General features: G+C 69.9%; 27 protein-coding genes. 13 read left to right on the top strand and 14 right to left on the bottom strand.

Going from position 1 to position 26,837, the window contains the following annotated elements; translation table 11 throughout:
* The first annotated feature begins 8 nt into the window (after positions 1-8).
* From GCN81_RS05085 to GCN81_RS05075, 3 genes are all read left to right on the top strand, one after another.
* Positions 9-848: an inositol monophosphatase family protein gene (locus GCN81_RS05085; RefSeq protein ID WP_156722222.1), complete on the top strand. Its 840-nt coding sequence runs from the start codon at positions 9-11 to the stop codon at positions 846-848.
* 153 nt (positions 849-1,001) lie between these two features.
* Positions 1,002-2,423 (top strand): phytoene desaturase family protein, encoded by a 1,422-nt coding sequence (locus tag GCN81_RS05080; RefSeq protein ID WP_197287479.1) that lies wholly within the window; start codon positions 1,002-1,004, stop codon positions 2,421-2,423.
* Positions 2,420-2,935 carry an O-acetyl-ADP-ribose deacetylase gene (locus tag GCN81_RS05075; RefSeq protein WP_156722220.1) on the top strand — a complete coding sequence of 172 codons (516 nt, stop codon included), beginning with the start codon at positions 2,420-2,422 and terminating at the stop codon, positions 2,933-2,935. The genes GCN81_RS05080 and GCN81_RS05075 overlap by 4 nt, the downstream gene beginning before the upstream one ends.
* A gap of 19 nt (positions 2,936-2,954) precedes the next feature.
* Here GCN81_RS05075 and GCN81_RS05070 read toward each other — a convergent pair whose 3' ends face one another.
* On the bottom strand, positions 2,955-3,212 hold the full coding sequence (locus GCN81_RS05070) for a hypothetical protein (protein ID WP_156722219.1): 258 nt from the start codon (positions 3,210-3,212) through the stop codon (positions 2,955-2,957).
* 132 nt (positions 3,213-3,344) lie between these two features.
* Here GCN81_RS05070 and GCN81_RS05065 point away from each other — a divergent pair, with 132 nt between their 5' ends.
* The gene (locus tag GCN81_RS05065; protein WP_156722218.1) at positions 3,345-4,826 is read left to right on the top strand and encodes an AlkA N-terminal domain-containing protein; all 1,482 of its coding nucleotides are present in this window, start codon (positions 3,345-3,347) and stop codon (positions 4,824-4,826) included.
* On the opposite strand, the gene GCN81_RS05060 is transcribed toward GCN81_RS05065, so the two are convergent.
* From GCN81_RS05060 to GCN81_RS05050, 3 genes are all read right to left on the bottom strand, one after another.
* Positions 4,816-5,523: a class I SAM-dependent methyltransferase gene (locus tag GCN81_RS05060; RefSeq protein ID WP_156722217.1), complete on the bottom strand. Its 708-nt coding sequence runs from the start codon at positions 5,521-5,523 to the stop codon at positions 4,816-4,818. The genes GCN81_RS05065 and GCN81_RS05060 overlap by 11 nt on opposite strands.
* An 85-nt stretch (positions 5,524-5,608) precedes the next feature.
* Positions 5,609-6,118, bottom strand: a complete 510-nt coding sequence (locus GCN81_RS05055; protein ID WP_156722216.1) for a hypothetical protein — start codon at positions 6,116-6,118, stop codon at positions 5,609-5,611.
* Positions 6,119-6,445: 327 nt separating this feature from the next.
* Positions 6,446-6,841 (bottom strand): DUF6415 family natural product biosynthesis protein, encoded by a 396-nt coding sequence (locus GCN81_RS05050; RefSeq protein WP_156722215.1) that lies wholly within the window; start codon positions 6,839-6,841, stop codon positions 6,446-6,448.
* A gap of 503 nt (positions 6,842-7,344) precedes the next feature.
* Here GCN81_RS05050 and GCN81_RS05045 point away from each other — a divergent pair.
* The 3 genes from GCN81_RS05045 to GCN81_RS05035 all read left to right on the top strand — a co-directional run bounded on the left by GCN81_RS05045 (position 7,345) and on the right by GCN81_RS05035 (position 9,748).
* On the top strand, positions 7,345-8,400 hold the full coding sequence (locus tag GCN81_RS05045) for a hypothetical protein (protein WP_231626375.1): 1,056 nt from the start codon (positions 7,345-7,347) through the stop codon (positions 8,398-8,400).
* Positions 8,397-8,885 carry a hypothetical protein gene (locus tag GCN81_RS05040; RefSeq protein ID WP_156722214.1) on the top strand — a complete coding sequence of 163 codons (489 nt, stop codon included), beginning with the start codon at positions 8,397-8,399 and terminating at the stop codon, positions 8,883-8,885. The genes GCN81_RS05045 and GCN81_RS05040 overlap by 4 nt, the downstream gene beginning before the upstream one ends.
* A gap of 356 nt (positions 8,886-9,241) precedes the next feature.
* Positions 9,242-9,748, top strand: a complete 507-nt coding sequence (locus tag GCN81_RS05035; protein WP_156722213.1) for a methylated-DNA--[protein]-cysteine S-methyltransferase — start codon at positions 9,242-9,244, stop codon at positions 9,746-9,748.
* A 13-nt stretch (positions 9,749-9,761) separates the two neighbouring features.
* Here the strand turns inward: GCN81_RS05035 and GCN81_RS05030 are convergent, their stop codons facing one another.
* The 3 genes from GCN81_RS05030 to GCN81_RS05020 form a co-directional block, all read right to left on the bottom strand.
* On the bottom strand, positions 9,762-10,109 hold the full coding sequence (locus GCN81_RS05030) for a VOC family protein (protein WP_156722212.1): 348 nt from the start codon (positions 10,107-10,109) through the stop codon (positions 9,762-9,764).
* On the bottom strand, positions 10,106-10,537 hold the full coding sequence (locus GCN81_RS05025; RefSeq protein ID WP_156722378.1) for an NUDIX domain-containing protein: 432 nt from the start codon (positions 10,535-10,537) through the stop codon (positions 10,106-10,108). Before GCN81_RS05025 ends, GCN81_RS05030 begins: the two co-directional genes overlap by 4 nt.
* Positions 10,538-10,651: 114 nt before the next feature.
* Entirely contained in the window at positions 10,652-12,373 is a 1,722-nt protein-coding gene (locus tag GCN81_RS05020; protein ID WP_156722211.1) for a BCCT family transporter, read from the bottom strand.
* A gap of 157 nt (positions 12,374-12,530) precedes the next feature.
* On the opposite strand from GCN81_RS05020, the gene GCN81_RS05015 reads away from it, so the two are divergent.
* Positions 12,531-13,700, top strand: a complete 1,170-nt coding sequence (locus tag GCN81_RS05015; RefSeq protein ID WP_231626374.1) for a glycerate kinase — start codon at positions 12,531-12,533, stop codon at positions 13,698-13,700.
* Positions 13,701-13,933: 233 nt separating this feature from the next.
* Here the strand turns inward: GCN81_RS05015 and GCN81_RS05010 are convergent, their stop codons facing one another.
* Positions 13,934-15,136: a PucR family transcriptional regulator gene (locus GCN81_RS05010; protein ID WP_156722210.1), complete on the bottom strand. Its 1,203-nt coding sequence runs from the start codon at positions 15,134-15,136 to the stop codon at positions 13,934-13,936.
* 202 nt (positions 15,137-15,338) lie between these two features.
* Here GCN81_RS05010 and GCN81_RS05005 point away from each other — a divergent pair, with 202 nt between their 5' ends.
* From GCN81_RS05005 to GCN81_RS04985, 5 genes are read left to right on the top strand one after another with little or no spacing between them, the layout of a single operon-like run.
* A complete protein-coding gene (locus tag GCN81_RS05005; protein ID WP_156722209.1) occupies positions 15,339-16,145 on the top strand; it encodes an ABC transporter ATP-binding protein in 807 nt (268 codons plus the stop codon).
* Complete coding sequence (locus GCN81_RS05000; protein WP_197287478.1) at positions 16,145-17,002, top strand: ABC transporter ATP-binding protein; 858 nt, start codon at positions 16,145-16,147, stop codon at positions 17,000-17,002. The genes GCN81_RS05005 and GCN81_RS05000 overlap by 1 nt, the downstream gene beginning before the upstream one ends.
* A complete protein-coding gene (locus GCN81_RS04995) occupies positions 16,999-17,889 on the top strand; it encodes a branched-chain amino acid ABC transporter permease (RefSeq protein WP_156722208.1) in 891 nt (296 codons plus the stop codon). Before GCN81_RS05000 ends, GCN81_RS04995 begins: the two co-directional genes overlap by 4 nt.
* A gap of 55 nt (positions 17,890-17,944) precedes the next feature.
* Entirely contained in the window at positions 17,945-19,039 is a 1,095-nt protein-coding gene (locus GCN81_RS04990) for a branched-chain amino acid ABC transporter permease (RefSeq protein ID WP_156722375.1), read from the top strand.
* Positions 19,036-20,340, top strand: a complete 1,305-nt coding sequence (locus GCN81_RS04985) for an ABC transporter substrate-binding protein (protein WP_156722207.1) — start codon at positions 19,036-19,038, stop codon at positions 20,338-20,340. The genes GCN81_RS04990 and GCN81_RS04985 overlap by 4 nt, the downstream gene beginning before the upstream one ends.
* A gap of 82 nt (positions 20,341-20,422) precedes the next feature.
* Here GCN81_RS04985 and pssA read toward each other — a convergent pair whose 3' ends face one another.
* From pssA to GCN81_RS04955, 6 genes are all read right to left on the bottom strand, one after another.
* Positions 20,423-21,292, bottom strand: a complete 870-nt coding sequence (gene pssA, locus GCN81_RS04980; protein ID WP_156722206.1) for a CDP-diacylglycerol--serine O-phosphatidyltransferase — start codon at positions 21,290-21,292, stop codon at positions 20,423-20,425.
* A complete protein-coding gene (locus GCN81_RS04975; RefSeq protein WP_156722205.1) occupies positions 21,279-21,935 on the bottom strand; it encodes a phosphatidylserine decarboxylase in 657 nt (218 codons plus the stop codon). Before GCN81_RS04975 ends, pssA begins: the two co-directional genes overlap by 14 nt.
* 170 nt (positions 21,936-22,105) lie before the next feature.
* Positions 22,106-23,311: an acyl-CoA dehydrogenase family protein gene (locus tag GCN81_RS04970; protein WP_156722204.1), complete on the bottom strand. Its 1,206-nt coding sequence runs from the start codon at positions 23,309-23,311 to the stop codon at positions 22,106-22,108.
* 2 nt (positions 23,312-23,313) lie between these two features.
* Positions 23,314-23,829 (bottom strand): MaoC family dehydratase, encoded by a 516-nt coding sequence (locus tag GCN81_RS04965; protein WP_156722203.1) that lies wholly within the window; start codon positions 23,827-23,829, stop codon positions 23,314-23,316.
* Positions 23,830-23,834: 5 nt separating this feature from the next.
* A complete protein-coding gene (locus tag GCN81_RS04960; RefSeq protein WP_156722202.1) occupies positions 23,835-24,806 on the bottom strand; it encodes an HpcH/HpaI aldolase/citrate lyase family protein in 972 nt (323 codons plus the stop codon).
* Complete coding sequence (locus GCN81_RS04955) at positions 24,803-26,830, bottom strand: protein meaA (RefSeq protein WP_156722201.1); 2,028 nt, start codon at positions 26,828-26,830, stop codon at positions 24,803-24,805. The genes GCN81_RS04960 and GCN81_RS04955 overlap by 4 nt, the downstream gene beginning before the upstream one ends.
* Positions 26,831-26,837: the final 7 nt, after the last annotated feature.

The following is a 26,837-nucleotide window of genomic DNA, read 5'->3' as shown; positions in this document are numbered from 1 at the left end:
ATGGAGTCATGATCGAAGAGTTCGAAGGCTTCCTCGAGAACGGCTCGCCCGACGTGGAGGAGGCGATCCGCAAGGCGGCAGCCGCCGAGATCGTGCCGCGGTTCCGACAGCTCGCCGCCCACGAGATCGTCGAGAAGAACGGCCCGCACGACCTGGTGACCGTCGCCGACCGACTCGCCGAGGAACACCTCACCGCCTCCCTGACCCGGCTGCTGCCTGGCTCGGTGGTGGTCGGCGAGGAGGCCGTGCACGCCGACGCGTCGGTCTACGGCCAGCTCGCCGGTGACGCTCCGGTCTGGATCGTCGATCCGGTGGACGGCACCCGCCAGTTCGTCCACGGCGACCCCGGCTTCTGCACCCTGGTCGCGCTGGCTCAGGGAGGCGAGCTGCTGGGCTCCTGGACCTACGCGCCCGCGCTGGACGAGATGGCCGTGGCGATACACGGCCAAGGGGCCCGGCTGAACGGCCGCGTGCTGGGCTCCGGTACGCCCACGCCTGGCCAGGTGCTCGAGGTAGCCACGTCCCACCCGGACTTCACCACGCCTGACCAGAAGCGTGCCCTGCTCGGGCTGCGTGTGGAGGGGGTGCAGCCCCGCCCGTGCGGCTCGGCGGGCCTGGAGTACCTGGCCATCGCCAAGGGCGAGTTGGACGCGCTCGCCTTCTCCTGGGAGAACGCCTGGGACCACGCCGCGGGCCTGCTCCTGGTCGACGAGGCGGGCGGCGCGCATCGTACGGTGGCGGGGGAGCGGTTCCGCATCGCTGGTGGGAACGCCCTGCCGTTCACGGCCGCGCGGGATGTCGCCACGGTCGACCGGATCATCGGGCTGCTGTCGGGTGGTGGTGCCTGACCGCCGCCGTTTGTGCGGCGGGGGCGTGGGGCCGTATGACCATGAGGCTGTGTGACCGTGGGGGCGTGTGACCGTGGGGGCGCCGGGCCCGGCTGTCGGTGACCCGGCTTATCCTGTGCAGCACAGGCCGTCGGCTGACAAAGGAGTCCGAAGGTGCCGTCGATGCTCGATGCCGTCGTCGTGGGCGCGGGGCCCAACGGACTGACCGCTGCCGCCGAGCTGGCCCGGCGCGGCTTCTCGGTGGCCGTCTTCGAAGCCAAGGGCACGGTCGGCGGGGGAGCCCGTACCGAAGAGCTCACCCTGCCGGGCTTCCGGCACGATCCCTGCGCGGCCGCACACCCGCTCGGCATCGGCTCACCCGCGTTCCAGAACCTCCCCCTGGGCCGGTACGGACTGGAGTGGCTCCAGTCCGAACTGCCCATGGCTCACCCGTTCCTGGACGGCACCGCGGCGGTCCTCTCGCGTTCCGTGGCCGAGACGGCGGCCTCGTTCGGGCCGCATGACGCGGGCGCCTACCGCAGGCTGGTCGCCCCCTTCGTCGGTAAGTGGGACACCCTCGTCCGGGACTTCATGTCCCTGCCGCTGACGGCGCTGCCGCGTGACCCGGTCACCCTCGCCAGGTTTGGCCTCGCCGGGCTGCCGCCGGCCAGCTGGCTGCTGCGCCAGCGCTTCCGCGACGACCGGGCCCGCACCCTGTTCACTGGGCTCGTCGCCCATGTCATCGCCCCGCTTGGCGGCCTCGCCACCAGTGCCGTCGGGCTGGTCTTCGCCCTCGCCGCCCATGAGAAGGGCTGGCCGGTGGCGCGCGGCGGCTCCCAGGCGATCTCGGACGCCCTCGCCGCGTACCTCAAGGACCTCGGCGCCGCCGTGCACACGGACTTCGAGATCAAGCGCCTGGACGACCTGCCGCCCGCCCGCGCCTACGTCTTCGACACCTCACCCACCGCGCTCGCCCGGATCGCGGGCCTGGGCGGCTTCTACGACCACTACCGGTACGGCGCGAGCGTCTTCAAGATCGACTACGCCCTTGACGGCCCGGTGCCCTGGACCGCCGACGCCCCCCGCAGGGCCACCACGGTCCAGGTGGGCGCGGACAGCCGCGAGGTAGGCGAAGCCCTGCGGATCGCCTCACGCACGGACCACGCCCCCGACGCGCCGTTCCTGATCACGGTTCAGCCGAGCCTTGTGGACCCGTCCCGCGCACCCGAGGGCAAGCACGTCTTCTGGGCGTACGGCCATGTGCCGAACGGCTGGGACGGCGACCTCACCGACGCGATCGAGCGACAGCTCGAGCGGTTCGCCCCCGGCTTCCGCGACCGCGTCCTGGCCCGCGCCACCGCGGGCCCGCCCGAACTCGCCGCGCGCAACGCCAATTACATCGGCGGCGACATCGCCTGCGGCGCCGCCTCCGGACTCCAACTCCTGCTCCGCCCCAAGCTCTCCCTGCACCCGTACCGCACCCCGCACCCCGCGATCTTCCTCTGCTCGTCGGCGACCCCGCCGGGCCCCGGCGTACACGGCATGTCCGGCCACAACGCCGCCAAGGCCGTATGGAGGAGGCTGCGCGCGTCATGACGACGATCACGCTTGTCCAGGGCGACATCACCGAGCAGTCCGTCGACGCCATCGTCAACGCCGCGAACTCCTCGCTGCTCGGCGGCGGCGGGGTCGACGGCGCCATCCACCGGCGTGGCGGCCCTGCCATCCTCGCCGCCTGCCGCGACCTGCGCGCCTCGCGGTACGGCAAGGGCCTGCCCACAGGGCAGGCCGTCGCCACCACAGCGGGCCGACTCGACGCTCGCTGGGTGATCCACACGGTCGGCCCGGTGTGGCAGCCGTCCGGAAGCGACCCGTCCCTGCTCGCTTCCTGCTACCGCGAGTCGCTGCGTATCGCCGACGAACTGGGCGCGCGGACCGTCGCCTTCCCGGCCATCTCCACCGGGGTGTACCGGTGGCCGATGGAGGACGCGGCGCGGATCGCTGTCGAGACGGTGCGGGACACCGAGACCGCGGTCGAGGAGGTGCGGTTCGTGCTCTTCGACGAGCGGGCGTACGGAGTGTTCGCCGCCTCTCTGAAGGGCGTCTAGCGCTGCCAGCCGCTGCTCGCTACCTGAGTTCGAAGTAGGAGAAGCCACAGGTGGCCGAGGTGTCGGACTCGGGGGCGGTGTGTGCGCAGGGCGGCGGTTCCCACCCGTCGGGCGGTGTGGCGCTGACCCACTCGCGCGGTCCGGCCGAACCCCCGCTGAAGGCGAGCATGGCGATGACGCACACCAGCCCCGCGCGCCGTACCAGCACGGGCGCGGCGGCGGCCCCCGCGAACGCGATCAGGGCCACAGTCCCCAGCAGTATGACGGTTTCCCGCATTACCATTCCCTCCCTCGGCCTCCCCAGGTCCGCGAGACTAGATCATGAGCAGCCGCGGGGGCACGGACAGGGCTTCAGGTTGATGTCGGATTTCTGCCAGCCGAAGCGCTGAGCATGGGTGAGGCTGGGTCCATGCACACCGACACCGAGCACTGCGTACGCGCCGTCCAGTCCAAGGACGCCCGCTTCGACGGCTGGTTCTTCACCGCGGTGGTGACCACTGGCATCTACTGCCGCCCCAGTTGCCCGGTCGTGCCGCCCAAGCCCGAGAACATGCGCTTCCACCCGAGCGCGGCCGCCTGCCAGCAGGCGGGATTCCGGGCCTGCAAGCGCTGCCGCCCCGACACCACCCCCGGCTCCCCGGAGTGGAACCACCGCGCCGATCTGGTGGCCCGCGCGATGCGACTGATCGCCGACGGAGTCGTGGACCGCGAAGGGGTCACCGGCCTCGCCACCCGACTCGGCTACAGCACCCGCCAGATCGAACGCCAACTCCACGCCGAACTCGGCGCCGGACCCCTCGCGTTGGCCCGCGCCCAGCGCGCCCAAACGGCCCGCGTACTGATCGAGACCACCGAACTCGCCATGGCCGACACCGCCTTCGCGGCCGGATTCGCCTCCATCCGTACGTTCAACGACACAGTCCGCGAGGTCTTCGCGCTCACCCCCGGCGAACTCCGCACCCGCGCGGGCGGCGGCAGACGCCCGAAGTCCACCCCTGGTGTGCTCACTCTGCGACTGCCGTTCCGCGCCCCGCTCAACCCCGACAACCTCTTCGGCCACCTCGCCGCGACCGCCGTACCGGGCGTCGAGGAATGGCGCGACGGCGCCTACCGCCGCACCCTGCGACTGCCGTACGGACCCGGAATCGTCGCCCTCACCCCCACCCCCGACCACATCGCCTGCCGCCTCGCCCTCACCGACCAGCGAGACCTCACCGTCGCGATCAGCCGCTGCCGCCGGATGCTCGACCTGGACGCCGACCCGGTCGCCATCGACGACCAGCTGCGCACCGACCCGCTGCTCGGCCCGCTGGTCGACAAGGCGCCAGGCCGCCGGGTGCCGCGTACGGTCGACGAGGCGGAGTTCGCCGTACGCGCCGTCCTGGGCCAGCAGGTCTCCACAGCCGCCGCCCGCACCCACGCGGCCCGCCTGGTCACCGCACACGGCGACCCGGTCGACGACCCAGAGGGCGCACTCACCCACCTCTTTCCCTCACCCAAAGCGCTGGCTGGACTCGACCCCGACACCCTGGCCCTGCCCCGCACCCGCCGCACGACCCTCACCACCCTGGTACGCCAACTCGCGGACGGCGAACTGCACCTGGGCGTCGAAAGCGACTGGCACAAGGTTCGCGCCCAGCTCACCGCCCTACCCGGCTTCGGCCCCTGGACCGTCGAGGCCATCGCGATGCGCGCACTGGGCGACCCGGACGCCTTCCTCCCCACCGACCTCGGAGTCCGCCGCGCCGCAGCCACCCTCGGCCTGCCCTCCACCCCCGCGGCCCTCACCACCCGCTCCGCCACCTGGCGCCCCTGGCGCGCCTATGCGGTTCAGTACCTCTGGGCCACCGACGACCACCCCATCAACTACATGCCACCACCTACAACTTGACGGGGGGATACGGCGAGCCCGCCCGAGCGCCGGGAGCGTCAGGGTGAATATGTCCCCTCACGAGCAGAGTGTCGATGTGATCCGGCTCGGGGGCTTCGATGAGTTGCGCGTCGGTGCTGTGGAATCCGGCCCGTGTGAGCAGTCGCTGCCAGATCGCGGGGCGGTAGCTGTAGCGGTAGGTGAACATGGCCTTCCCGGCGAAGCCGCCCTTGTACATGCCCTGGGGCCCGTAGGCGCCGGGGATGGCCGGAGGCTGCGAGAACGCGAACACCCCGCCGGGTGCGAGGCGCTGCCGGACGAGCGGGAACAGCTGGCCGGGGTCGGCGAACCAGGCGGCGCCGAAGATCGAGTACACGGCGTCGTAGGTCCGGGTGTCGTCGCGCAGGAAGTCGAGGACTTCGCCGCACACGAACTCCGCCCCGCTGTCCCCCCACCGGTCGGTGACCTTCTTGATCATGACTGGCGACAGGTCCACCCCGCGTGCGGTGACGCCGCGCTGGGCGAGGTAGGCCAGGGCCCGGCCGGTGCCGCAGCCGATCTCCAGGACCGATGCGGGGTCACCGAGCAGTTCGGAGCCTGGTCCGTGGTCGGTGTACTGGGTCCAGTTGAAGACGGGCTCCGCGTGGTCGTTGAACGCGGACTCGGCGAAGGCGTCCCAGAGTTCGGTCTCGGCGGCGATGTCGTGTGGTACGGGCACGGGGATGATCCTCGGGGTGTGTCGGGGGGTGTGTCCCGCCCCCGCCTGTGGAGAGCCGGGGCGGGGGCGGGAGCACTCTGGTCGGTCAGTGGCTGTCGGGGACCTTGTCGTCGCACGGGGAGCAGTCCGCGCCGTCCATGGCCCACAGCTCTTCGTCCGTGTCGAAGCCCTGCTCACGGAGGACGTCGGCGGTGCGGAGCACGAGACCGTCGCTCCTGCGGACAACGAGCGGGGCGTGGTGCTTGTACTGCCCGCTGTTGTACAGATGGCAGAACGCGAAGTACACCGGAGAGTCCAGAATGATCTGATGCACCCCGATGTCCACGGTCTTGCCGACCCCGAGATGGATCTCAGGGCGCTCCATGGCCGTGATCAGGTACATCACCGCGTTCCCGAGGACGCGCTCCGCCATGTCGCGCACCATGACGTTGTCGCGCATCAGCAGCGCGATCTCACGGTCCCACAGGCTGCCCTCGTTGCCGGGGGCCTCGAAGATGTTGTACGTGCACTCCTTCACGTACGGGCGCACCGCGTTGAGCAGCGCCCGGGGATCGCGGTACGCGGTCTGGCCGGGAGTTTCCAGTAAGACAGTCATGGCTGATGTCCTTTCTTGAGAGGTTTGGTGGACCCGCCCCGGTCGGCGCTGAAGGGGAGCAGACCGAGCCGGTGTCCAGGACACGGCGGCAGAATCCAGTCGCCCCCTGCCGCCGTAGGCTCGGTGGGGTGCGGGACTCGAAGTGGACGCGCCCGTCGCTGCCGTCCGGGTGCTCGTCCAGTGGGAGCAGCCCGAGTGCGCGACGGCAATGCGGACACAGGTAGACGACCCGGCCAGGGCCCGACATGGCGTGTTCCAGGGCGACGGCGATCGGCTCACCAGTCGGCTCGTCGCACTCGCGGCAGATCCGAGTCATGGCCGGCGCCGTCATGTGCTGATGCCGTTCAGGTTCTCGTAGTGGTCGCACAGGGCGTCCACCGAGAGAGCGAGACGCTGAGCGCGCTTCACCTCGGAGACCAGGCCGACCCTCTCTGTCCCAACGGGGACATCGTTCAGGCGGTGTCGCGCCGTGCTCACACCGGCCAGGGCGCACTGGGTGGGCACGTCGCGGGCGGGCAGAGGGCTGGCCAGGTCCTCGATGACCGGGATGAGCAGCGCGAGGAAGTCACGCAGCCGGAGCAGCGTCAGCTCCAGGTCCTCGTAGCGCGGCAACTGCGAGTCCTCAGCAAGTAGTCCGGCTGTGGCGGCGCGCATCGTGGCGATGTCCGGCGGGCGTTGATCCTGCGCTGCCATGTCTGGTGGGTGGGCTGTACGTTGCTTCATGTCGACTCCTTCGCAGTCGGCCACGCCCCGGGCCGTGACAGCGGCGCCGGGGTCCGTGGTGCTCCTGCACAGAGAGTCGTCGACCGCGTTCAACTGCGGTATGACCACCGGGTGTTACCGAGCCGGTAATACACTCGTTTCTGGTTCGGAAGGCGCGACGAAGCGCATATGATCACTCCGGAAGTTGGCCCGCATGAACGCCGCCACCTCCGGCCCGCTCGACCCAGACGTCCTCGACCGGGACGACGTGAAACGAGCCCTGACAGAGCACGACTTCGCTGCGGCCTTCTCCCTGTTCAAGAAGCGGGGCGGCCTGTCGCAGAACCGCATCGCGGCCGCCTGCCAGCTCACTCCCGGCAAGGTCTCCACCATCATCAGCGGGCAGCAACAGGTCAGAAGACGTTCACCCACCGAAGCCACCGGCCGCACGGTCACCCGACGACGCTCCCTGGCGCCCCACCACGACCGTGCACCTGGCCGCAGACCTGACCAGGAGCGATCTCGTGATGGACCGCCGCGCGGCTACCCGCGCCCTGGCCGGTGCCGCCGCAACCGGCGCCACCCTCCTCGATTCCCTCGAAGGCTGGCTCCAGCCCGCCCCTAGAGCAGAGCCCTCCCCGCGCCACGGACGCCTGGGACGGCGTGACATCGAAGAACTCGAAGGCACCGCACGCGCGTTCCGCGCCTGGGACCACAAGTACGGTGGCGGCCTGCGCCGCAAGGCCGTCATCGGCCAACTCAACGAAGTAGCCAGCCACCTTGACGAGCACCAAGCCCCCGCCATCGAACAGCGCCTCTTCCGCGTCATGGCCTACCTCGGCGGCACCGCGGCGACGATGGCATGGGACTCTGGAATGCACAAGCAGGCGCAGAACTACTACCGGCTCGCGCTGCGCGCGGCCCATGCCGGAGGCGACACGGCGTTCGGCGTCAACGTGCTGGCGGGGATGGCCCGGCAGATGCTGTGCCGGGACCGGCCGCAGGACGCCCTTGAACTCGTGCATCTCGCCCACAAGCGTGCGCACAGGACCGTGGGGCCGCGCGTGCGCGCCATGCTCCACACCCGAGAGGCGTGGGCCTACGTGGCCATGGGCCGAAGCGCTGCCTTCCGGCGGGCCACGTCGGAGGCAGCCGACACGCTGGCCGATGCCGATCCAGGCGATGAGCCGTACTGGATCACGTACTTCGACCGTGCCGAACTCGCCGGGGTAACGGGCGGACGGCTGCTGGACCTGGCCCGACAGAATCCGCGCCAGCACGCCGAGACCGCTGCGGAGTCGATCAACAAGGCACTGGCAACGCGTGGTCCTGAGGCTGGGCGCAGCCACGCCCTGGACCTGATCGGCCTGGCCGAGTGCCACTTCCTCCTGGGCGACCTACCCGGTGCCGTTGAGCAGACGCGCCAGGCCGTCGAGGCGGCGGCGTGTACGCAGTCCAGCCGGGTCCGCACCCAGCTCAGCCACCTGTACCCGTACACCGTCGGCCGAGGGGCGTCACGAGCTGTAGCCGAGGCACGCACTATGATCCGCGACCAGTTGTCGAAGCGAGGAGAACCGTGACCACCATCGCTGTCACCGGCCACATGGACCTGACCGACGCCAGCGTGCCCCTGGTACGTGACGCAGTCCGCGAGGCCCTCAAGCCCTATGCCGACGGTGACCTGACCGGAGTGTCCTGCATCGCGAAGGGCTCCGATTCTCTGTTCGCCGAGATCGTCCTGGAACTCGGTGGACGCCTGGTGGCGGTGATCCCCTCGCGGGACTACCGGCAGGCCAAGGTCAAACCCGATCACGCGGAGACATTCGACCGGCTCACGGCAGCCGCCGACGAGGTGCTCGTGCTCGCCCACGACACGGCCAACCGGCACGCTTACGAGGACGCCAACCGCACTCTCCTCAAGCGAGCCGACCGGCTCGTCGCGGTCTGGAGCGGTGAGTCGCCCACGGGCAAGGGCGGCGGCACCGCGGACACTGTCGTCGAGGCCCGCGAGGCGGGCCTCCCGGTCGAGGTCGTATGGCCGAACGGCGCCGCGCGCCGGAACTGAACGGCACAGGTACAACTCTGACTCCTCCTTGAGCGGGAGCCGTTGCCTCACACGCGGACAGCAGGAAGCCCCCGCCGTCCGAAGGCGACAGGGCGCAGGAGCCGCAACGGGGCACACCGGCCTCCGTGCTTCCTTGGGGATTCGTTCGGACGACATGGGACCGTTTCGCCTGGAGTATGGCGCGTCACCATCAGGTGTGCACGAGCGCCGACAGTAGATCGCGGCGTGCCGGGAGCGGTATGTGTCGGGACGGTCACGTCGTTTTACCACCAGTGCATCGGGCGGGAGTGGGTCACAGTAGGCGTTGAGCCTCAGTGGAAGCCCATAAACCCCATCCCCGCGTAAGGACACCAGCGGTGACGCAGAACACGCAGCAGTGCACGAAGCAGCACACAGTGATTGACAGCCCCTACGGACCTCTCACGCTCGTCGCCACCGACGGTGTCCTGTCCGGGCTCTACATGACCGACCAGCGTCATCGCCCGGCCGAGGAGACCTTCGGCAGCCCCGACGACACCCCGTTCGACGAGGTCGTCCGCCAGCTCCGAGCGTACTTCGTGGGCGGTCTCAAGGAGTTTGACCTGCCGCTGCACCTGGAGGGCACGCCCTTTCAGCGCAGCGTCTGGGACGGGCTGCGGGAGATCCCGTACGGCGAGACCCGCTCGTACGGTGAGCTCGCCGAAGCGCTCGGCAAACCCGGCGCGTCACGCGCCGTTGGTCTCGCCAACGGGAAGAACCCGATCGGCATCATCGTGCCCTGCCACCGGGTGGTCGGCGCGCACGGAAGCCTCACCGGCTACGGCGGCGGCCTGGAGCGCAAGCAGCGGCTGCTGGACTTCGAAGGTGGGACCGCCCTGTTCTGACGGGGGGAAGGAGCTAGCGGTGGGTGAGTACGTTGACCACGCGGCCGTCCGGGGCGCGTACGAAGAAGCGGCGGACGCCCCAGTCCTCGTCCGTCAGTGGGTGGACGATTTCCGCGCCGCTGGCCAGTGCGGCGGCGTAGGTCGCGTCCACGTCGTCGACCTCGACGCTCAGGTCCGGGACGACGGGTGCGGATTTGTCCTCGCGCATGATGCTGATCTGGGCTGTGGGGTTGTCTGGTGAGGCGAGGGTGGTGATCCAGCCGAGGTTCATCACCTCGACGAAGCCCAACAGACCGTAGAAGTCGGCGGTTTCGCGCGGGGCGTCGGACTGTACGTTGGGCACGATGCGGCGGACGGTCATCGTGGTACCTCCTGGCCGTTTTCCAGCTCCACCACTTCGGTGCCGTTCTCCAGCGCGTGGAGTACGGCGGTGAGGCGGCTGGCGAACCACGGTGGGCCGTACTCCTTGAGGTCCGCCGGGGCGACCAGCCGCCAGGAGTCCAGTTCCTCCTTCTGCAGCACGATCGCGTCCAGCTGGTCCTGGGAGAGCACGCCGCCGTCGTAGAGGTACGAGGCGATCGGGGGCCGGTCCGCGCCCGACACCCAGTCGATGGCGAGCAGTCGGCCGGGCCGCACGTCGAGGCCGATCTCCTCGATCGTCTCGCGGCGCGCCGCCTGCCGGGGTGTCTCGCCCTGGTCGGACTCGATGGTTCCGCCGGGCAGGGCCCAGCCGTCACGGTAGTTGGGTTCCAGAATCAGCACGCGTCCCTCGGTGTCGCGCAGCAGCATGGCGGCACCGGCGAGGATCTTGGGGAGTCCGGCGATGTACGTGGCGTAGTCGACTGTCACTCTCCCGAGCCTAGAGGGTCAGTGGCCAGAGCGTAGAGGGTCAGTGGTCAGTGGTCAGTGGTCTGTCGGTGGTTGGTTCTCGTTCTGGGTGCGGGTCTTCGCGGTGCGCCGCAGTCGGTGGTGGCCGCGCTCAGGGGGCTGATGTTCGGTGATCGCGTCGCCCACCATCGCCTTGACCGCGTCCCGCAGGCCGTGCAGCGCGTGGTGGCGGGTCGGGCCCGCGCCGGGATCGTCGCGCAACTCCTTCACCAGCGAGTAGCAGAGCAGCAGCATCACCACCACGAACGGCAGCGCGACCAGAATGGTGGCCGTCTTCAGCGAGTCCAGGCCACCCTCCACCAGCAGCACCGCGGCGACCGTCCCCATCAGCACACCCCAGCCGACGACCAGCCAGGTCCTGGGGTGCAGGGCGCCCCGGCTGGTGAGCGAGCCCATCACCAGCGACGCCGAGTCGGCGCTGGTCACGAAGTACGTCATGACCAGCAGCATCGCCACCCAGGAGGTGAGCGTGGACAGCGGCAGCCCGTCCAGCATCCCGAACAGGGACGCCTCCACGCCCTCCCCCAGCTTGGCCCCCATGTCGACCTGGCCGGTCTCGTCGAGCCTCATGCCGGTGCCGCCCATGACGCAGAACCAGACGACCGTGGCGGAGCTGGGGACCAGGAGCACCCCGATCAGGAACTCCCGGATCGTCCGGCCATGGGAGATCCTGGCGATGAACGTCCCGACGAACGGCGCCCAGGACAGCCACCACGCCCAGTAGAAGACCGTCCAGGCGCCCAGCCAGTCGCTGTTGCCGAACGATCCAGCGCGGGTCGCCATGGGGATGAACCAGTGCACGAAGCCGCCGACGCTCTCCGGAATCGCGTCCAGGATGTACACGGTCGGGCCGAGGACGAAGACGAAGACCATCAGGCCGGTGGCCAGCACGATGTTGATGGTGCTGAGCCACTTGACGCCCCGGTGGAGCCCGGAGAAGGCCGAGGCCACGAAGGCGGCGCCCAGCGAGATGATGATGACCAGTTGGAGGCGGGTGGTGTCGTCCGCGCCCGCGGTGAGGTGCAGGCCCTTGGAGACCTGGAGCGCGCCCAGGCCCAGGCTGGTCGCGGTGCCGAAGACGGTGGCGAACACGGCGAGCAGGTCGATGACCCGGCCCTGCCAGCCCGCTGCCCGGCGCTCCCCGAGGAGCGGTACGAATGCCGAGCTGAGCCGGTTGCCGCGGCCCTTGCGGTATCCGGCGTACGCGAGCGCTAGGCCCGCGACGCCGTAGATCGCCCAGGGGACGAGCGTCCAGTGGAAGAAGGAGTACTGGAGCGCGATGTTGGCCGCGTCGCCGGTCTGGCCGGTGGCCCCCGTCATCGGGGGCGGGGTGAGGTAGTGGGTCAGCGGCTCGCCGACGCCGTAGAACATCAGGCCGATGCCCATGCCCGCGCTGAACATCATCGCGATCCACGCCAGGTTGTTGAACTCCGGCTCGGAGTCGTCCCGGCCCAGCCTGATCCGGCCGAAACGGCTCAGCGCGATGACGACGCACAGGACCAGGAAGACATCGGCGGCGATCACGAACAGCCAGGCGAAGTTGCCCAGCACCCAGGCCAGCGCGGAGTCCGACGCACTGCTGAACGAGTCCTGGCCGAACGACGCCCAGCCGACGACCGCGAGCACCACGGCCACGCCGATACCGACCAGGATGTGGTCGGGGGGTGGGCTGTCAGACGGGCCGGGCGGGTCGGGCGGGGTGCTCTGGTGGGGCTGGTCGAGGGCATCCGTACTCATGCCATCCCACTATGGTGGGAAATCTCCGGTTTCTTCCGGGGGGCGCGCCGTCTCACCGTGAGGGCGGCCATGGGCAGCGGGCGGCGCCTGAGGTTAAAGTCGCAGCGGCGCGACTGCCTTGACGCGAGCAAGGCCCAGAGAGCAAGGGGATTCCAAGGTGGCTGACGCTGCAGCGGTGGCGACGGAAAGCACCGAGACACGGCGGGTGCTGATCGCCGCGGACAAGTTCAAGGGCTCGCTGACGGCCGTGCAGGTCGCCGAGCGGGTGACGGCCGGGCTGCGCCGGGTGGCGCCAGGGGTCCAGGTCGAGGCGCTGCCCGTGGCGGACGGCGGCGACGGCACGGTGGCGGCCGCGGTGGCGGGCGGTTTCGAGCGCCGGGAGGTACGGGTCACCGGGCCGCTCGGCAGCGAGGTCACCGCCGCGTACGCGCTGCGCGGAGACACCGCGGTGGTGGAGATGGCCGAGGCCTCCGGCCTCCAGCTGCTGCCCGACGGCGTCTTCGCGCCGCTCACGTCCAGCACATACGGCTCCGGCGAACTGCTGCTCGCGGCGCTGGAGGCCGGGGCCCGGACGATCGTCTTCGGTGTCGGTGGCAGCGCCACCACCGACGGCGGCGCCGGGATGCTGGCCGCGCTCGGGGCGCGCTTCCTGGACGCGGACGGACAGCCGGTCGCCCCCGGCGGCGGTCCGCTGCGTGATCTGGCCACCGCTGACCTCTCGGGGCTCGACCCGCGGCTGGCCGATGTGGACCTCATCCTCGCCAGCGATGTCGACAATCCGCTGACCGGGCCGAAGGGCGCGCCCGCGGTGTACGGGCCGCAGAAGGGGGCGAGCCCTGACGATGTGCGGGCGCTCGACGCCGCGCTGGCGCACTTCGCCGTCGTCCTGGAGAAGGCCGTCGGCCCCAAGGCGGCCACCTGCGCTCAGGCGCCGGGCGCCGGGGCGGCGGGTGGCATCGGGTACGGGGCGCTCGTCGGGCTCGACGCGCGGTTCCGTCCCGGCATCGACGTGATGCTCGACGTCCTGGGCTTCGCTCCGGCCCTCGCGCGGGCCGACCTCGTCATCACCGGTGAGGGCTCGCTCGACGAGCAGACGCTGCACGGCAAGGCTCCTGCGGGCGTCGCGGCGGCGGCGCGTGCGGCGGGGGTCCCGGTCGTCGCTGTCTGCGGCCGCCTCGCGCTGTCTGCCGACGCGCTCGCGGCGGCGGGCATCCGGCGGGCGTACCCGCTGACGGAGGTCGAGCCGGATGTGGCGCGCTGCATCGCCGATGCGGGGCCGATCCTGGAGCGGGTCGCGGAGCGGATCGCGGGGGACGTGCTGGTCTAGGGGCTGCGGGTCAGGGATTCTTCCCCTACCCCGCCCCTTCCCGAAACTGGGGGCAAGCCCCCAGGCCCCCCGATCGCCCTTGGGGCTCGTCCTCAATCGCCGGACGGGCTGAAATCTTCAGCCCGTCCGGCGATTGAGGACCGGGGTCTGGGGCGGAGCCCCAGTTACGGGAAGGGGCGGGGTGGGGGAGAAGCCCGCCGCAGGCGCCCCACGCCCGAGCCCGGGCGCCCCCCTCAGCCGCTCGGCGACAGCCGGTGTGCGTCCAGGGCCAAGGTCATTTCCGTCAGGTCCCGGGGGCGGGACAGCGCCCGCCCCGTCAGCTGCTCCAGCCGCCGCAGGCGGTTGAAGACCGTGTTGCGGTGGCAGTAGAGGCGGCTGGCCGCCCGGCCCGCGGAGCCCTCACACTCCAGCCACGCGTCCAGCGTCTCCAGGAGCACCGTCCGGTCCGTGGGGTCCAGCTCCAGCAACGCGCCGAACACGTCCGACACCAGCCGCCCCGCCAGGTCCGGCTGGCTGACCACCAGCGCGGTCGGCATCCGCCGGTCCAGGCGGGCGATCTCCGTAGCGTCCGGTGGGCAGGTACGCAGCGCCAGCTCGGCCAGCCGACGCGCCCGCCCCAGCTCGGCGAGACCCTCCACGACCGGGCTGACCCCACCGGGCCCGGGACAGCCCACGGCGAGCAGATCGGCGACCGCGTCGAGCCCGGTGTCCGCGGCCATCGCCACCACCCCCACCTCGCAGTCCGCCCGCATCCGCCACATGAACCGCATGCCGGTGCCCTGGATCAGCCGGTGCAGGGGCTCCCGCCCGTCGCGCCGCTCAAGCGGCAGCACCACCACCGCGTACCGGCCGTGCTCGGGCAGATCCAGGCCCGCCGCCGCCCGTGAGGTGAGCTCAGGCCCCTGACGGCCCTCCAGGAGCGCGTCAAGGAGCGCCTGGAGCCGTTCGTCGGTACGCCGCCGCAGCTCCAGCTCGGTCGCCCGGTACGCCTCCGATACGGTGTCCGCCTGCTCGTCGACCGCCGACCACACCATCGTCGACGACCGCATCAGTACGGCCAGCCGCTCCGGCTGCCGCGCCGACGTGGCCTCCAGCAACGCCTCCCACACCAGCCGCCCCGCCTGCCGGTACGCGTGCACCAGCAGGTCGAGCGGCAGCCCCTGCTGCGCCCGGTGCCGCCCGAGCCACTGGGCGTGTTCCAGGTCCCGGCGCGGCGATCCACGGGGCGCCCGGATCGCCGTCACGCCGATCCGGATCGCCTCCTCGGCCTCCTGCCAGTGCTGGTCGTACGGGATGACCCGCCCGTACGTCAGCGAGTGCTCGGCGAGCAGTCGCAGGTAGTCGTCCACCAGGTCGGGAAGGCCATCGAGAAGCGTCTCGCACGCCTCAGCGAGCACCTTCCACTCATGCCCCGTACGGGGTCTGCGCCCACCCATAGCCCCGGAGCATGCCACCTGTTCCCGGCCAGCGGCAGACCCCTGACACAGGGCGTTGTGCGCGTGCACAACCCGCCGCCGCACCCGCTGGTCACGGGCAGCGATTCAGCCACGGGGCGTAGACATACCGACTGGTCGGTGCTGGTCTGTGCGCCATCGAACGCCGTCGAAGAAGGCAGACGAGAGCAGAGGAAGGGGAGTCATGGGAGGTGCCGCACTCGAAGTACGGGACCTGGTGGTGGGCTACGGCCCGGTACGGGCCCTGCGCGCGGTGTCACTGGAGGTACCCGAAGGCAGCGTGGTCACGGTCCTCGGCGGCAACGGCGCCGGAAAGTCCACGCTGCTACGAGCCATCTCGCGGGCACTGTCCTTCCACGGCGGAGCCGTCACCGGGGGCACCGTGCACTTCGGCGGACGGCCGCTGCACAGCCTGCCACCGGACCGCGTGGTCGCCGCCGGAGTGTCCCAGGTCCCCGAGGGCCGCCAGGTCTTCGCCCGGATGACGGTCGACGACAACCTGCGCGCCGGAGCGCTCGGTTCCCGCGGCGACCGGCCGGCGAAGGCCGCCGCCCTGCGCCGGGTCCGCGAGCTCTTCCCGGTCCTCGCCGAACGCTCCGGGCAGCGCGCCGGACTGCTCTCCGGTGGCGAACAGCAGATGCTCGCCGTCGGCCGCGCCCTGATGGCCTCGCCGAGGCTGCTGCTGCTCGACGAGCCCTCGCTCGGTCTCGCCCCACTGATGGCCGCCCGGATCGCCGACACCATCAGGGAGATCAACAGCCAGGGCACCTCCGTTCTGCTCGTCGAGCAGAACGCCGCACTCGCCCTGCGGCTGGCCTCCTACGCCTACGTCCTGGAGGTCGGCGAGATCACGCTGTCCGGCCCGGCGGACGAGCTCGCCGCGTCCGACGAGGTACGCCGCCGCTACCTCGGCGTGGTCGACGAGGACGCCGCCGCCGACGCGTCCCAGGCCGACACCACGCACCCCGTCCTGTCCCGCTGGGAGGGCTGATGACCACCGCTGTGCCCCTACAAGTGCGGGATGTGACCGTACGGTTCGCCGGTCTCACCGCACTGGACCAGGTGAATTTCACCGTGGACCCCGGCACCGTACACGCCGTGATCGGCCCCAACGGCGCCGGAAAGTCCACCTGCTTCAACGTCCTGTCCGGCGTCTACCGGGCCACCTCCGGCAGCGTACGGTTCGGCGCGCACGAGCTCACCGGGATGCCTCCGCACCGTATCGCCGGACTCGGGATCGCGCGCACCTTCCAGAACCTCGCCCTGCCACCGCGCGCCACGGTCGCCGACAGCCTGCTGCTCGGCCGTCACCGCCTCACCCGTACCGGATTCGTCGCGGCCGGGCTGCGGCTGCCGTCCGCCGCCCGCGAGGAGGCGCGCCACCGGGCCCGGGTACGGGAGATCGCCGCGTTCGTCGGCTTGGAGGACCAGCTCGACCGCCCGGCCGGATCACTGCCGTACGGGCAGCAGAAGCTGGCCGAGCTGGGCCGCGCCCTGTGCATGGAGCCCGAACTGCTGCTCCTGGACGAGCCGGTGGCGGGGATGACCGCCGACGAACGGCGGCGCACCGCGGCGGTCATCGCCGGGGTCCGGGACAGCCTCGGCATCTCGATCGTCCTGGTCGAACACGACATGGGCGTGGTGATGCGGCTCGCCGACGCGGTGACCGTACTCGACTTCGGCCGCCGCATCGCGGGCGGCGCCCCCGCCGACGTGCAGAACGACCCCGCGGTCATCCGCGCCTACCTCGGCGAGGACGAACCAGCGCACGCGGAGCAAGACGGGGAGCAAGACGGGGAGCAAGACGGGGAGCAGCACGCGCAGCGGGACGGGGAGGCCGCCTCGTGACGATCTTCATCGAACTGCTGCTGAACGGCATCTCGTTGGGCTCCGTGTACGCCCTGATCGCCCTCGGCTTCGTGGTGATCTTCCGCGCGACCGAGGTCGTCAACTTCGCCCACGCCTCGCTGCTCCTCGCGGGCGGCTACATCACCGCCGTACTCAGCGACGACATCGGCTTCTGGCTCGCGCTGCTCACCGGTATCGCCGGGGCCGCGCTGGTCGGCGCGGCCATCGAGTTCCTGGTGATGCGCCGCTACCGGGGCGCGGACCACAGTGTGCTGGCCATCGTCACCATCGGCGTCGACATCATGCTGGTCGCCGACATCGGACGCCGTCTGGGCACCGACATCCTCAGTGTCGGCGACCCGTGGGGCGATCGGGTGCTCACCATCGGCGCGGTCTCCCTCGCCCAGACCCGGGTGGCGGCGCTGCTCGCCGCCGGACTGCTGATCACCGCGTTCCTGCTGGCCTTCCGCTACACCTCCTGGGGGGTGGCGATGCGGGCGGCGGCGGAGAACGCCGGGACCGCGGCCCTGATGGGCATCCGGCTCGGCCGGGTCTCACTCGGCGCCTGGGCGGTGGCGGGCGGACTGGCCGCCGTCGCCGCCCTGTTCCTGACCGTCTTCCCGACCCCGGGTCTGGAGAAATCCACCGCACAGGTGGCGATGAAGGCCTTCCCGGCCGCGATACTCGGTGGACTCGACTCCACCACCGGTGCCCTCGTCGGTGGACTCATCGTCGGAGTCACCGAGTCGCTCGCCACCGGCTATCAGGGGGACCTGACCTTCCTCGGCAGGGGGCTTGGGGAACTCGCGCCCTATCTGGTGATGGTCGCCATCCTCCTGCTGCGCCCCGCCGGACTGTTCGGCACGAAGGAGCTGGCCCGTGTCTGACATCACCGACCAGAACCAGAACCAGAAGCAGAAGCAGAAGCAGAACGTTCCGCCCCTGCGGGCCGCCGCCAAGACCGCCACGCGGGTGCCCCGGCCCCTCACCCGGCCGGGCGGCTACGGATGGGTCGCGGGGGCGCTGCTGCTGCTCGCGCTGCCGTTCTATCTGGACACCTTCTGGCTCCAGGCGGGCCTGTTCGCCATGGCCGCCGCGATCGGCGCCATCGGCCTCAACCTGCTGACCGGCTCCACCGGCCAGCTCTCCATGGGACACGCCTTCTTCCTGGCCGTCGGCGCGTACGGCTACACCGCCCTGGCAGGTGACAGCGAGGGCCGCTATACGGGCCTGGGCCTGCCCACCTGGCTCGCCGCGCTCCTCGCGGTCGTGCTGACCGGGCTCGCGGGTGGGCTCTTCAGCCCGATCGCCGGACGGCTGCGTGGCGCGTACCTCGGTATCGCCACCCTCGCCCTGATCGTCATCGGCCTGCACGTCATCGACAACGCCACCGATCTGACCGGCGGCGCCCTGGGCCGCGAGGTGCCCGCCCTGAATCTGTTCGGCTTCGGCTTCGACCGCTCCGAACTCCTCGTCGCCGGGGTCCCGTTCGGCTCGGCCGAGAAGCTCTGGTACGTCGGTCTCGCCTTGCTGCTCGGCTGCGCCCTGTTCGCCCGCGGAGTGCTGCGGGGCCGCCCGGGACGCGCCATGAACGCCATCCGCGACCACCGCATCGCGGCGGGCGTGATGGGCGTGCCGGTCGCCCGTTACCGGGCCGCCGTCTTCGTCCTGTCCTCGATGTACGCGGGCCTGGCGGGGGTATTGCTCGCGCTGGTCTTCCAGAACGTCACGCCCTCGCAGTTCGGCATGGTCGTCTCGCTCCAGTACCTCGCCATGATCGTCATCGGGGGGCTCGGCTCGGTCGGGGGAGCCGTGGTGGGAGCCGTCTTCGTCTCGATGCTGCCGCAGGTCCTCACCCGCTACAGCGACGCCCTGCCGCTGGTCGCCACCCCGGGAACGGGCGGGGTCAGCCCGGGCGAGGCCTCCGCGTACCTGTACGGCGCCGCCGTCGTGGCGGTCGTGCTCTTCCTGCCAGGCGGCCTGATCAGGCTCGTCGCCCGGCGCACCACGATGTCAACCTCAGGAGAGAAACGATGAGTGTGCTGCCCCCGCGTACCAAGGCCACCACCAAGACCACCACCAAGGCCACGACCAAGGCCACCGCCACCGCACTCGCGGCGCTGCTCGCCCTCGCTGGCGCCGCCGGATGCAGTTCCAAGGCCAGCGACGCGAAGGATGAAGGCAAGGACGACGCGCAAGGAGTGAGGACCGGCGTCGGCGTGACGGAGAAGGAGATCACGCTGGGCGCGCTCACGGACATGTCCGGCGTCTACGCGACGCTCGGCAAGAGCGTCACCCAGGCCCAGCAGCTGTATGTGAAGCAGACCAACGAGGCGGGCGGCATCTGCGGCCGTCAACTCAAGCTGACCGTGCGCGACCACGGCTACGACCCGCAGAAGGCCGTCTCCGCCTACACCGAACTGGAGCCGAAGGTCCTCGGCTACGCCCAGTTCATCGGCTCGCCCTTCGTCGCCGCGGTCAAGAAGCGCAACGAGGACAGCAAAGCGCTCATCGTGCCGCAGGCCTGGTCGGCGGCGCTCCTCGGCAGCGAGTACATCCGGGTCATCGGCTCCACGTACGACATCGAGACGATCAACGCGATCGACTTCCTGATGAAGGAGAAGGGTGTCAAGAAGGGCGACAAGATCGGTCATGTGTACTTCGAGGGCGACTACGGCGAGAACGCGCTCGAGGGCTCGCGGCACATGGCGAAGGAGTCCGGCCTCTCGATCGTCGAGCAGAAGATCAAGCCCACCGACAGCGATATGTCCGCGCAGGTGGCGGCGTTGAAGCAGGCGAAGGTCAAGGCGATCGTGCTGAGCGCGGGACCGGCGCAGGCGGCCTCGCTGGTCGGTGTCGCGGCCGCGAGCGGGCTCAAGGTCCCGATCATCGGCAACAACTCGGCGTTCGCCCCGCAGTTGCTCGGCACACAGGCGGGTCCGGCCCTGGAGAAGATGTACTTCGTCGCCTCGCCGTCGCTGCCCATCGGCGACGCCGCGGACGGCCCGAGCAAGCTGGCGGCCGACTACGCGAAGGCCTACCCCAAGGACGGCCTGGACAACGGCGTCGTCGCGGGCTGGACGGCCGCCTCGACGTTCGGGGAGGCGCTGAAGACGGCCTGTAAGGACAAGGACCTGACGCGTGAGGGCGTCGCCAAGGCCCTGCGCACGATGTCCGCGTACGACTCCGGCTTCGGCGTCCAGAACTACTCCGAGCCGAAGGCGCCGTCGTCCCTGGAGAGCGTCATCCTGCAACCGGACAAGTCCGCCAAGGGTGGCGCCACGGCGGTCCGCGAGGCCGCCACCTCCGAGGCGGCCCAGTCCTTCGCTTCCGACTGACCCGCCCGGCAACGCTTTCGTCCCGACAACGTTGAAGGGCCCGAACCAGATGGTTCGGGCCCTTCAACGTGCGTCAGGAACGCTACGGCAGCTGCGCCGCACGCGCCTCACGCCGGTTGTCGCGGAAGTTGTTGACCCGGCGAGCCGTGGCGAACAACGGAATGACCGCACCGAGCACCAGTTGCAGCGCGCACCCCGTCTGGAGCAGCAGTTGCCCCCCGGGCGCGTCGAACGCCCAGGCCGCGAGCAGCCCCATCGCGGACACGATCCACGCCAGCATCGCCACCGCGAGAGGACCCCGCGGCTTCGGGTACTCGACCCGGCTCACCATCAGCCACGCGGTACCGATGATCGCCAGCAGCGTGGCGATGAACGGCAGCTCCAGCAGCACGATCGAGACCACCGTGAGCGCCCCGAAGGGGCTCGGCATGCCCTGGAAGGTGCCGTCCTTCACCGTCACGACGGAGAATCTCGCCAGCCGTAGGACCACCGCGAGCAGCACCACGATGGCGCTCACCGCGGCGACCCGCTGGTGGGCGCCGTCCGCGACCATCCCGTACACGAGCACGAAGTACGCGGGCGCGAGACCGAAGCTGATCAGGTCCGAGAGGTTGTCCAGCTCGGCGCCCATCGGCGAGCTGCGCAGCTTGCGTGCCACCAGCCCGTCGAAGAGGTCGAAGACGGCCGCGCACAGTATCAGGATCACCGCGGTCGCGGCCGAGTGCCGGGCCATGCCCGTGACCTCGGTGCCGGTGACATGCGGAATCAGGATGCCGGTGGTGGTGAAGTACACCGCCATGAAGCCACAGGTGGCGTTACCGAGCGTGAGGGTGTCCGCTATCGACAGCCGCAGTGACAGCGGCATGTCCTCGGCGCAGTCGGCACCGTCCGCGTCCTTGTCCTCGGACTCCGCGACCCAGCCAGCCTGGGTGTCGGGATCAACCACGCTCAATGCGAGTCACCCCCGCCACGGTCTTCTGACCGACCTCGACGGCGACGTCGACTCCCTCCGGGAGGTAGAGGTCGACGCGCGAGCCGAAGCGGATCAGGCCGATGCGCTCGCCCTGCTCCACCTTCGTGCCCTGGGGGATGTAGGGCACGATACGGCGCGCGACCGCGCCCGCGATCTGCACCATCTCGATGTCACCGAGCTCGGTGTCGAAGTGCCAGACAACGCGCTCGTTGTTCTCGCTCTCCTTGTTGAACGCCGGAACGAACCCGCCGGGTACGTGCTCGACGGACGTCACCGTGCCCGCCAGGGGCGCGCGGTTGACGTGGACGTTCAGCGGGCTCATGAAGATCGCGACGCGGGTGCGCCCGTCCTTCCACGGCATGATGCTCTGCACCACGCCGTCGGCCGGAGAGATGATCTGGCCCTGGGCGATCTCTCGCTCGGGGTCGCGGAAGAACCACAGCATGCCCGCCGCGAGCGCCGTGGCGGGCACGGCCACGGCCGCGGCGCGCTTGGAACGGCGCGCGCGGGCGAGGCTCAGCGCTGCGGTGGCGACGGTCGGCAGGAGCCACGGCGATGCTCCGCGCGCGAGCCGTCCCTTGGGGAAGCCTTCGCGGGGGGCAGGGGTTTGGCTGTGGGGCATGGATGACCTTCGTAGCGGATGATGCCGCGCTTCAGAGGGGGACGGCGGCGGCCTTACCGGATGGTATCGGTTGCCAGCCACAACTGGGCAAGCCACGAAGCCGAGTCGGTCGCTCAGAAGCGTTGACAGGGTGTGATCTTCGTCCCGACGAAAGTCACCAAAAGGGACTTTCATCCCTGGAATCGGTACTCCTCCAGCAGTCGGCGTCCAATGATCATTTTCTGGATCTCGGCGGTTCCTTCACCGATCAGCAGCATCGGAGCCTCGCGGTAGAGGCGCTCGATCTCGTACTCCTTGGAGAAGCCGTAGCCGCCGTGAATCCGGAAGGCGTCCTCCACGACCTCCTTGCAGTACTCGGAGGCGAGGTACTTCGCCATCCCAGCCTCAAGGTCGTTTCGCTCCCCGGAGTCCTTTTTGCGTGCTGCGTTTACCATCATCGCATGCGCGGCCTCGACCTTGGTCGCCATATCGGCGAGCTTGAACTGGATCGCCTGGTGCTGGGCGATCGGCTTGCCGAAGGTGTGGCGCTGCTGGGCGTACGAGACACCCAGCTCAAAGGCACGCTGTGCGACTCCGCAGCCACGCGCCGCGACGTTGACGCGGCCGACCTCGACGCCGTCCATCATTTGGTAAAACCCTCGGCCGGTGGTGCCGCCGAGGACCCGATTGGCCGGAATGCGCAGTCCGTCCATGATCAACTCGGTGGTGTCGACACCCTTGTAGCCCATCTTGTCGATCTTCCCGGGGATGGTGAGGCCGGGGCGGACCTCTCCGAAGCCGGGCTCCTTCTCGATGAGGAAGGTGGTCATCGACTTGTGCGGCGCGGTGCCCTCGGGGTGTCCTTCGTCACTCCGGCACAGAACCGCCACGAGCGTCGACGAACCGCCATTCGTCAGCCACATCTTCTGACCGTTCAAGACGTACTCGTCGCCGTCCTTGACGCCCTTGGACGTGATCGCCGAAACGTCGGAGCCGAGCGCCGGTTCCGACATCGAGAAGGCGCCGCGCACCTCGCCCAGCGCCATCCGCGGCAGGAAGGTGTCCTTCTGCTCCTGCGTGCCGTGCTGCTTGAGCATGTACGCCACGATGAAGTGGGTGTTGATGATGCCGGACACGCTCATCCAGCCGCGCGCGATCTCCTCCACGCACAGCGCGTAGGTGAGCAGCGACTCGCCCAGACCCCCGTATTCCTCGGGGATCATCAGCCCGAACAGGCCGAGTTCCTTGAGGCCTTCGACGATCTGCGTCGGGTACTCGTCGCGGTGCTCCAGCTCGGTAGCGACCGGGATGATCTCCTTGTCGACGAAGTCCCGCACCGTGGACAGGATTTCCTGCTGGATGTCGGTGAGGCCAGCGGTCTGGGCGAGTCGGCTCATGACTACTTCTTCTCCTGTGCCTTCAGCTCCGGGCGGCCGGGCTGCTCGCCGCCGCGCTCCTTGATGTACGTCTCGGTGGGGACCATCACCTTGCGGCGGAACACGCAGACCAGCGTGCCGTCCTGCTTGTAGCCCTTGGTCTCCACGTAGACGATTCCACGGTCGTTCTTGGACTTCGACGGCGTCTTGTCCAGGACGGTCGTCTCGCCGTAGAGGGTGTCGCCGTGGAAGGTCGGCGCCACGTGCTTCAGCGACTCGATCTCCAGGTTGGCGATCGCCTTGCCCGAGACGTCCGGGACCGACATGCCGAGCAGCAGCGAGTAGATGTAGTTGCCCACGACGACGTTCTTGCCGAAGTCGGTCGTCTGCTCCGCGTAGTTGGTGTCCATGTGGAGCGGGTGGTGGTTCATGGTGAGCAGACAGAAGAGGTGGTCGTCGTACTCCGTGACCGTCTTTCCCGGCCAGTGCTTGTAGACGTCCCCGACGGTGAACTCTTCGTAGGTGCGGCCGAACTGCATGTGTCTTACGCCTCCGGGGCCTCGAACGTGGACGTGCGCTGCATGCCGGCGGCCCGGCCCTTGCCCGAGATGACCAGCGCCATCTTGCGGCTGGCCTCGTCGATCATCTCGTCGCCGAGCATCGCCGAGCCCTTCTTGCCGCCCTCCTCGGACGTGAAGTACTCGTAGGCGTCCAGGATCAGTTCGGCGTGGTCGTAGTCCTCCTGGGAGGGCGAGAAGACCTCGTTGGCCGCGTCGACCTGGCCGGGGTGCAGCACCCACTTGCCGTCGAAACCGAGGGCCGCGGCGCGCTGGGCGACCGCCTTGTAGCCGTCGATGTTCTTGATCTGGAGGTACGGGCCGTCGATGGCCTGCAGGTTGTGCGTGCGGGCGGCCATCAGGATGCGCATCAGGATGTAGTGGTACGCGTCCGCCGGGTAGCCGGGCGGCTGCTCGCCGACGACCAGGGACTTCATGTTGATGGACGCCATGAAGTCGGCCGGGCCGAAGATGATGGTCTCCACGCGCGGCGAGGCGGCGGCGATCTCGTCGACGTTGACCAGGCCCTTGGCGTTCTCGATCTGCGCCTCGATGCCGATCTTGCCGACCTCGAAGCCCATGGTCTTCTCGATCTGCGTGAGCAGCAGGTCCAGGGCGACGACCTGCTGGGCGTCCTGGACCTTGGGCAGCATGATGCAGTCGAGGTTCTGGCCCGCGCCCTCGACGACCGTGACCACGTCGCGGTACGTCCAGTGGGTCGTCCAGTCGTTGACGCGCACGACCCGGGTCTTGCCCGTCCAGTCACCCTCGTTCAGGAACTTCACGATGGTGTGCCGGGCGTCCGGCTTGGCCAGCGGCGCGCAGGCGTCCTCCAGGTCCAGGAAGACCTGGTCGGCCGGGAGGCCCTGGGCCTTCTCCAGGAAGCGCGGGTTGGAGCCGGGGACCGCGAGGCAGGAGCGGCGCGGGCGGAGCCGGTTCACCGGGTGGGGCTGGGTCATGCGGGGACCTCCAGAGGGTCGAGCTTGTTCGCTTTCCGGATCTCGTCGACGATACGGCCGATGATCTCCGTGATACCGAAGTCCTTCGGGGTGAAGACGGCGGCCACGCCCGCGCGCTTCAGTTCCTCGGCGTCGCCGTTCGGGATGATCCCGCCGACGATCACCGGGATGTCGGCGGCGCCCGCTTCGCGCAGCCGGTCGAGTACATCGGGCACCAGTTCGGCGTGCGAGCCGGAGAGGATCGACAGGCCGACGCAGTGCACGTCCTCGGCGAGCGCGGCGCTGACGATCTGCTCGGGCGTGAGCCTGATGCCCTGGTAGACCACCTCGAAACCGGCGTCACGCGCGCGTACGGCGATCTGCTCGGCGCCGTTGGAGTGCCCGTCCAGGCCGGGCTTGCCGACCAGCAGCCGCAGCCGCCCGGAGCCCATCTCGGTGGCCGTCCGGGCGACCTTGTCGCGTACGACGGCCAGCGGGGTGCCCGCTTCGGCGGTGACCGCGACCGGAGCCGACGAGACGCCCGTGGGCGCCCGGAACTCGCCGAACACCTCCCGCAGCGCCCCGGCCCACTCGCCGGTCGTCACACCGGCGCGTGCGCACTCCAGCGTCGCCTCCATGAGGTTCGCGTCGGTGGCGGCGGCTTCCTTCAGCTTCTCCAGCGCCTTGCAGGGCCGCGGGTGGTTGAACGGCGGCTGGTAGCGGTTGTCGCGCCAGTCGCGCAGCGCCGCGGTGACCCGGCCCTCGACGGCCGGGTCCACGGACATGATCGAGCCGTCCAGGTCCGCGGTGAGCGGGTTCGGCTCGGTGGACTCGAAGCAGTTGACGCCGATGATCTTCTCGTCGCCCGCCTCGATCCGGGCCCGCCGCTCGGCGTGCGAGGAGACCAGCTGGGACTTCAGGTAGCCGGACTCGACGGCCGCCATCGCGCCGCCCATCTCCTGGATGCGGTCCATCTCGGCCAGCGAGTCGGTGACCAGTTCCGCCACCTTGGCCTCGATGACATGCGACCCGGCGAAGATGTCCTCGTACTCCAGCAGGTCCGACTCGTGGGCCAGCACCTGCTGTATGCGGAGCGACCACTGCTGGTCCCAGGGGCGCGGCAGCCCCAGCGCCTCGTTCCACGCCGGGAGTTGCACGGCACGCGCGCGTGCGTCCTTGGAGAGGGTGACGGCCAGCATCTCCAGGACGATCCGCTGGACGTTGTTCTCCGGCTGCGCCTCGGTCAGGCCGAGGGAGTTGACCTGGACGCCGTAGCGGAAGCGGCGCTGCTTGGCGTTCTCGATGCCGTACCGCTCACGCGTCACCTGGTCCCAGATGCGGCCGAACGCCCGCATCTTGCACATCTCCTCGACGAAGCGGACGCCCGCGTTCACGAAGAACGAGATCCGGGCGACCACGTCCCCGAACTTCTCCGGCGGCACCTGGCCCGAGTCCCGTACGGCGTCGAGCACGGCGATCGCCGTGGACATCGCGTACGCGATCTCCTGCACCGGTGTGGCCCCGGCCTCCTGCAGGTGGTAGCTACAGATGTTGATCGGGTTCCACTTGGGGATGTGCGCCACCGTGTACGTGATCATGTCGGTGGTCAGCCGCAGCGAGGGTCCCGGCGGGAAGACATGCGTCCCGCGCGAGAGGTACTCCTTGACGATGTCGTTCTGCGTCGTCCCCTGCAACTGGCTGATGTCGGCGCCCTGTTCCTCGGCGACGACCTGGTAGAGCGCCAGCAGCCACATGGCCGTGGCGTTGATCGTCATCGAGGTGTTCATCTGCTCCAGGGGGATGTCCTGGAACAGCCGCCGCATGTCACCGACATGGGAGACCGGAACCCCGACCCGGCCGACCTCGCCACGGGCGAGGATGTGGTCGGGGTCGTAGCCGGTCTGCGTCGGCAGGTCGAACGCGACCGACAGGCCGGTCTGGCCCTTGGCGAGATTGCGCCGGTACAGCTCGTTGGACGCCTCGGCGGTGGAGTGACCGGCGTAGGTCCGCATCAGCCACGGCCGGTCCTTCTGGCGCTCTGTCATCGGGTGA

This window comes from Streptomyces apocyni (assembly GCF_009739465.1).
GTDB classification, from domain to species: domain Bacteria; phylum Actinomycetota; class Actinomycetes; order Streptomycetales; family Streptomycetaceae; genus Streptomyces; species Streptomyces apocyni.
Note: the sequence above shows the minus strand (reverse complement) of the source record. Positions and strands in the feature narration are given on the sequence as shown.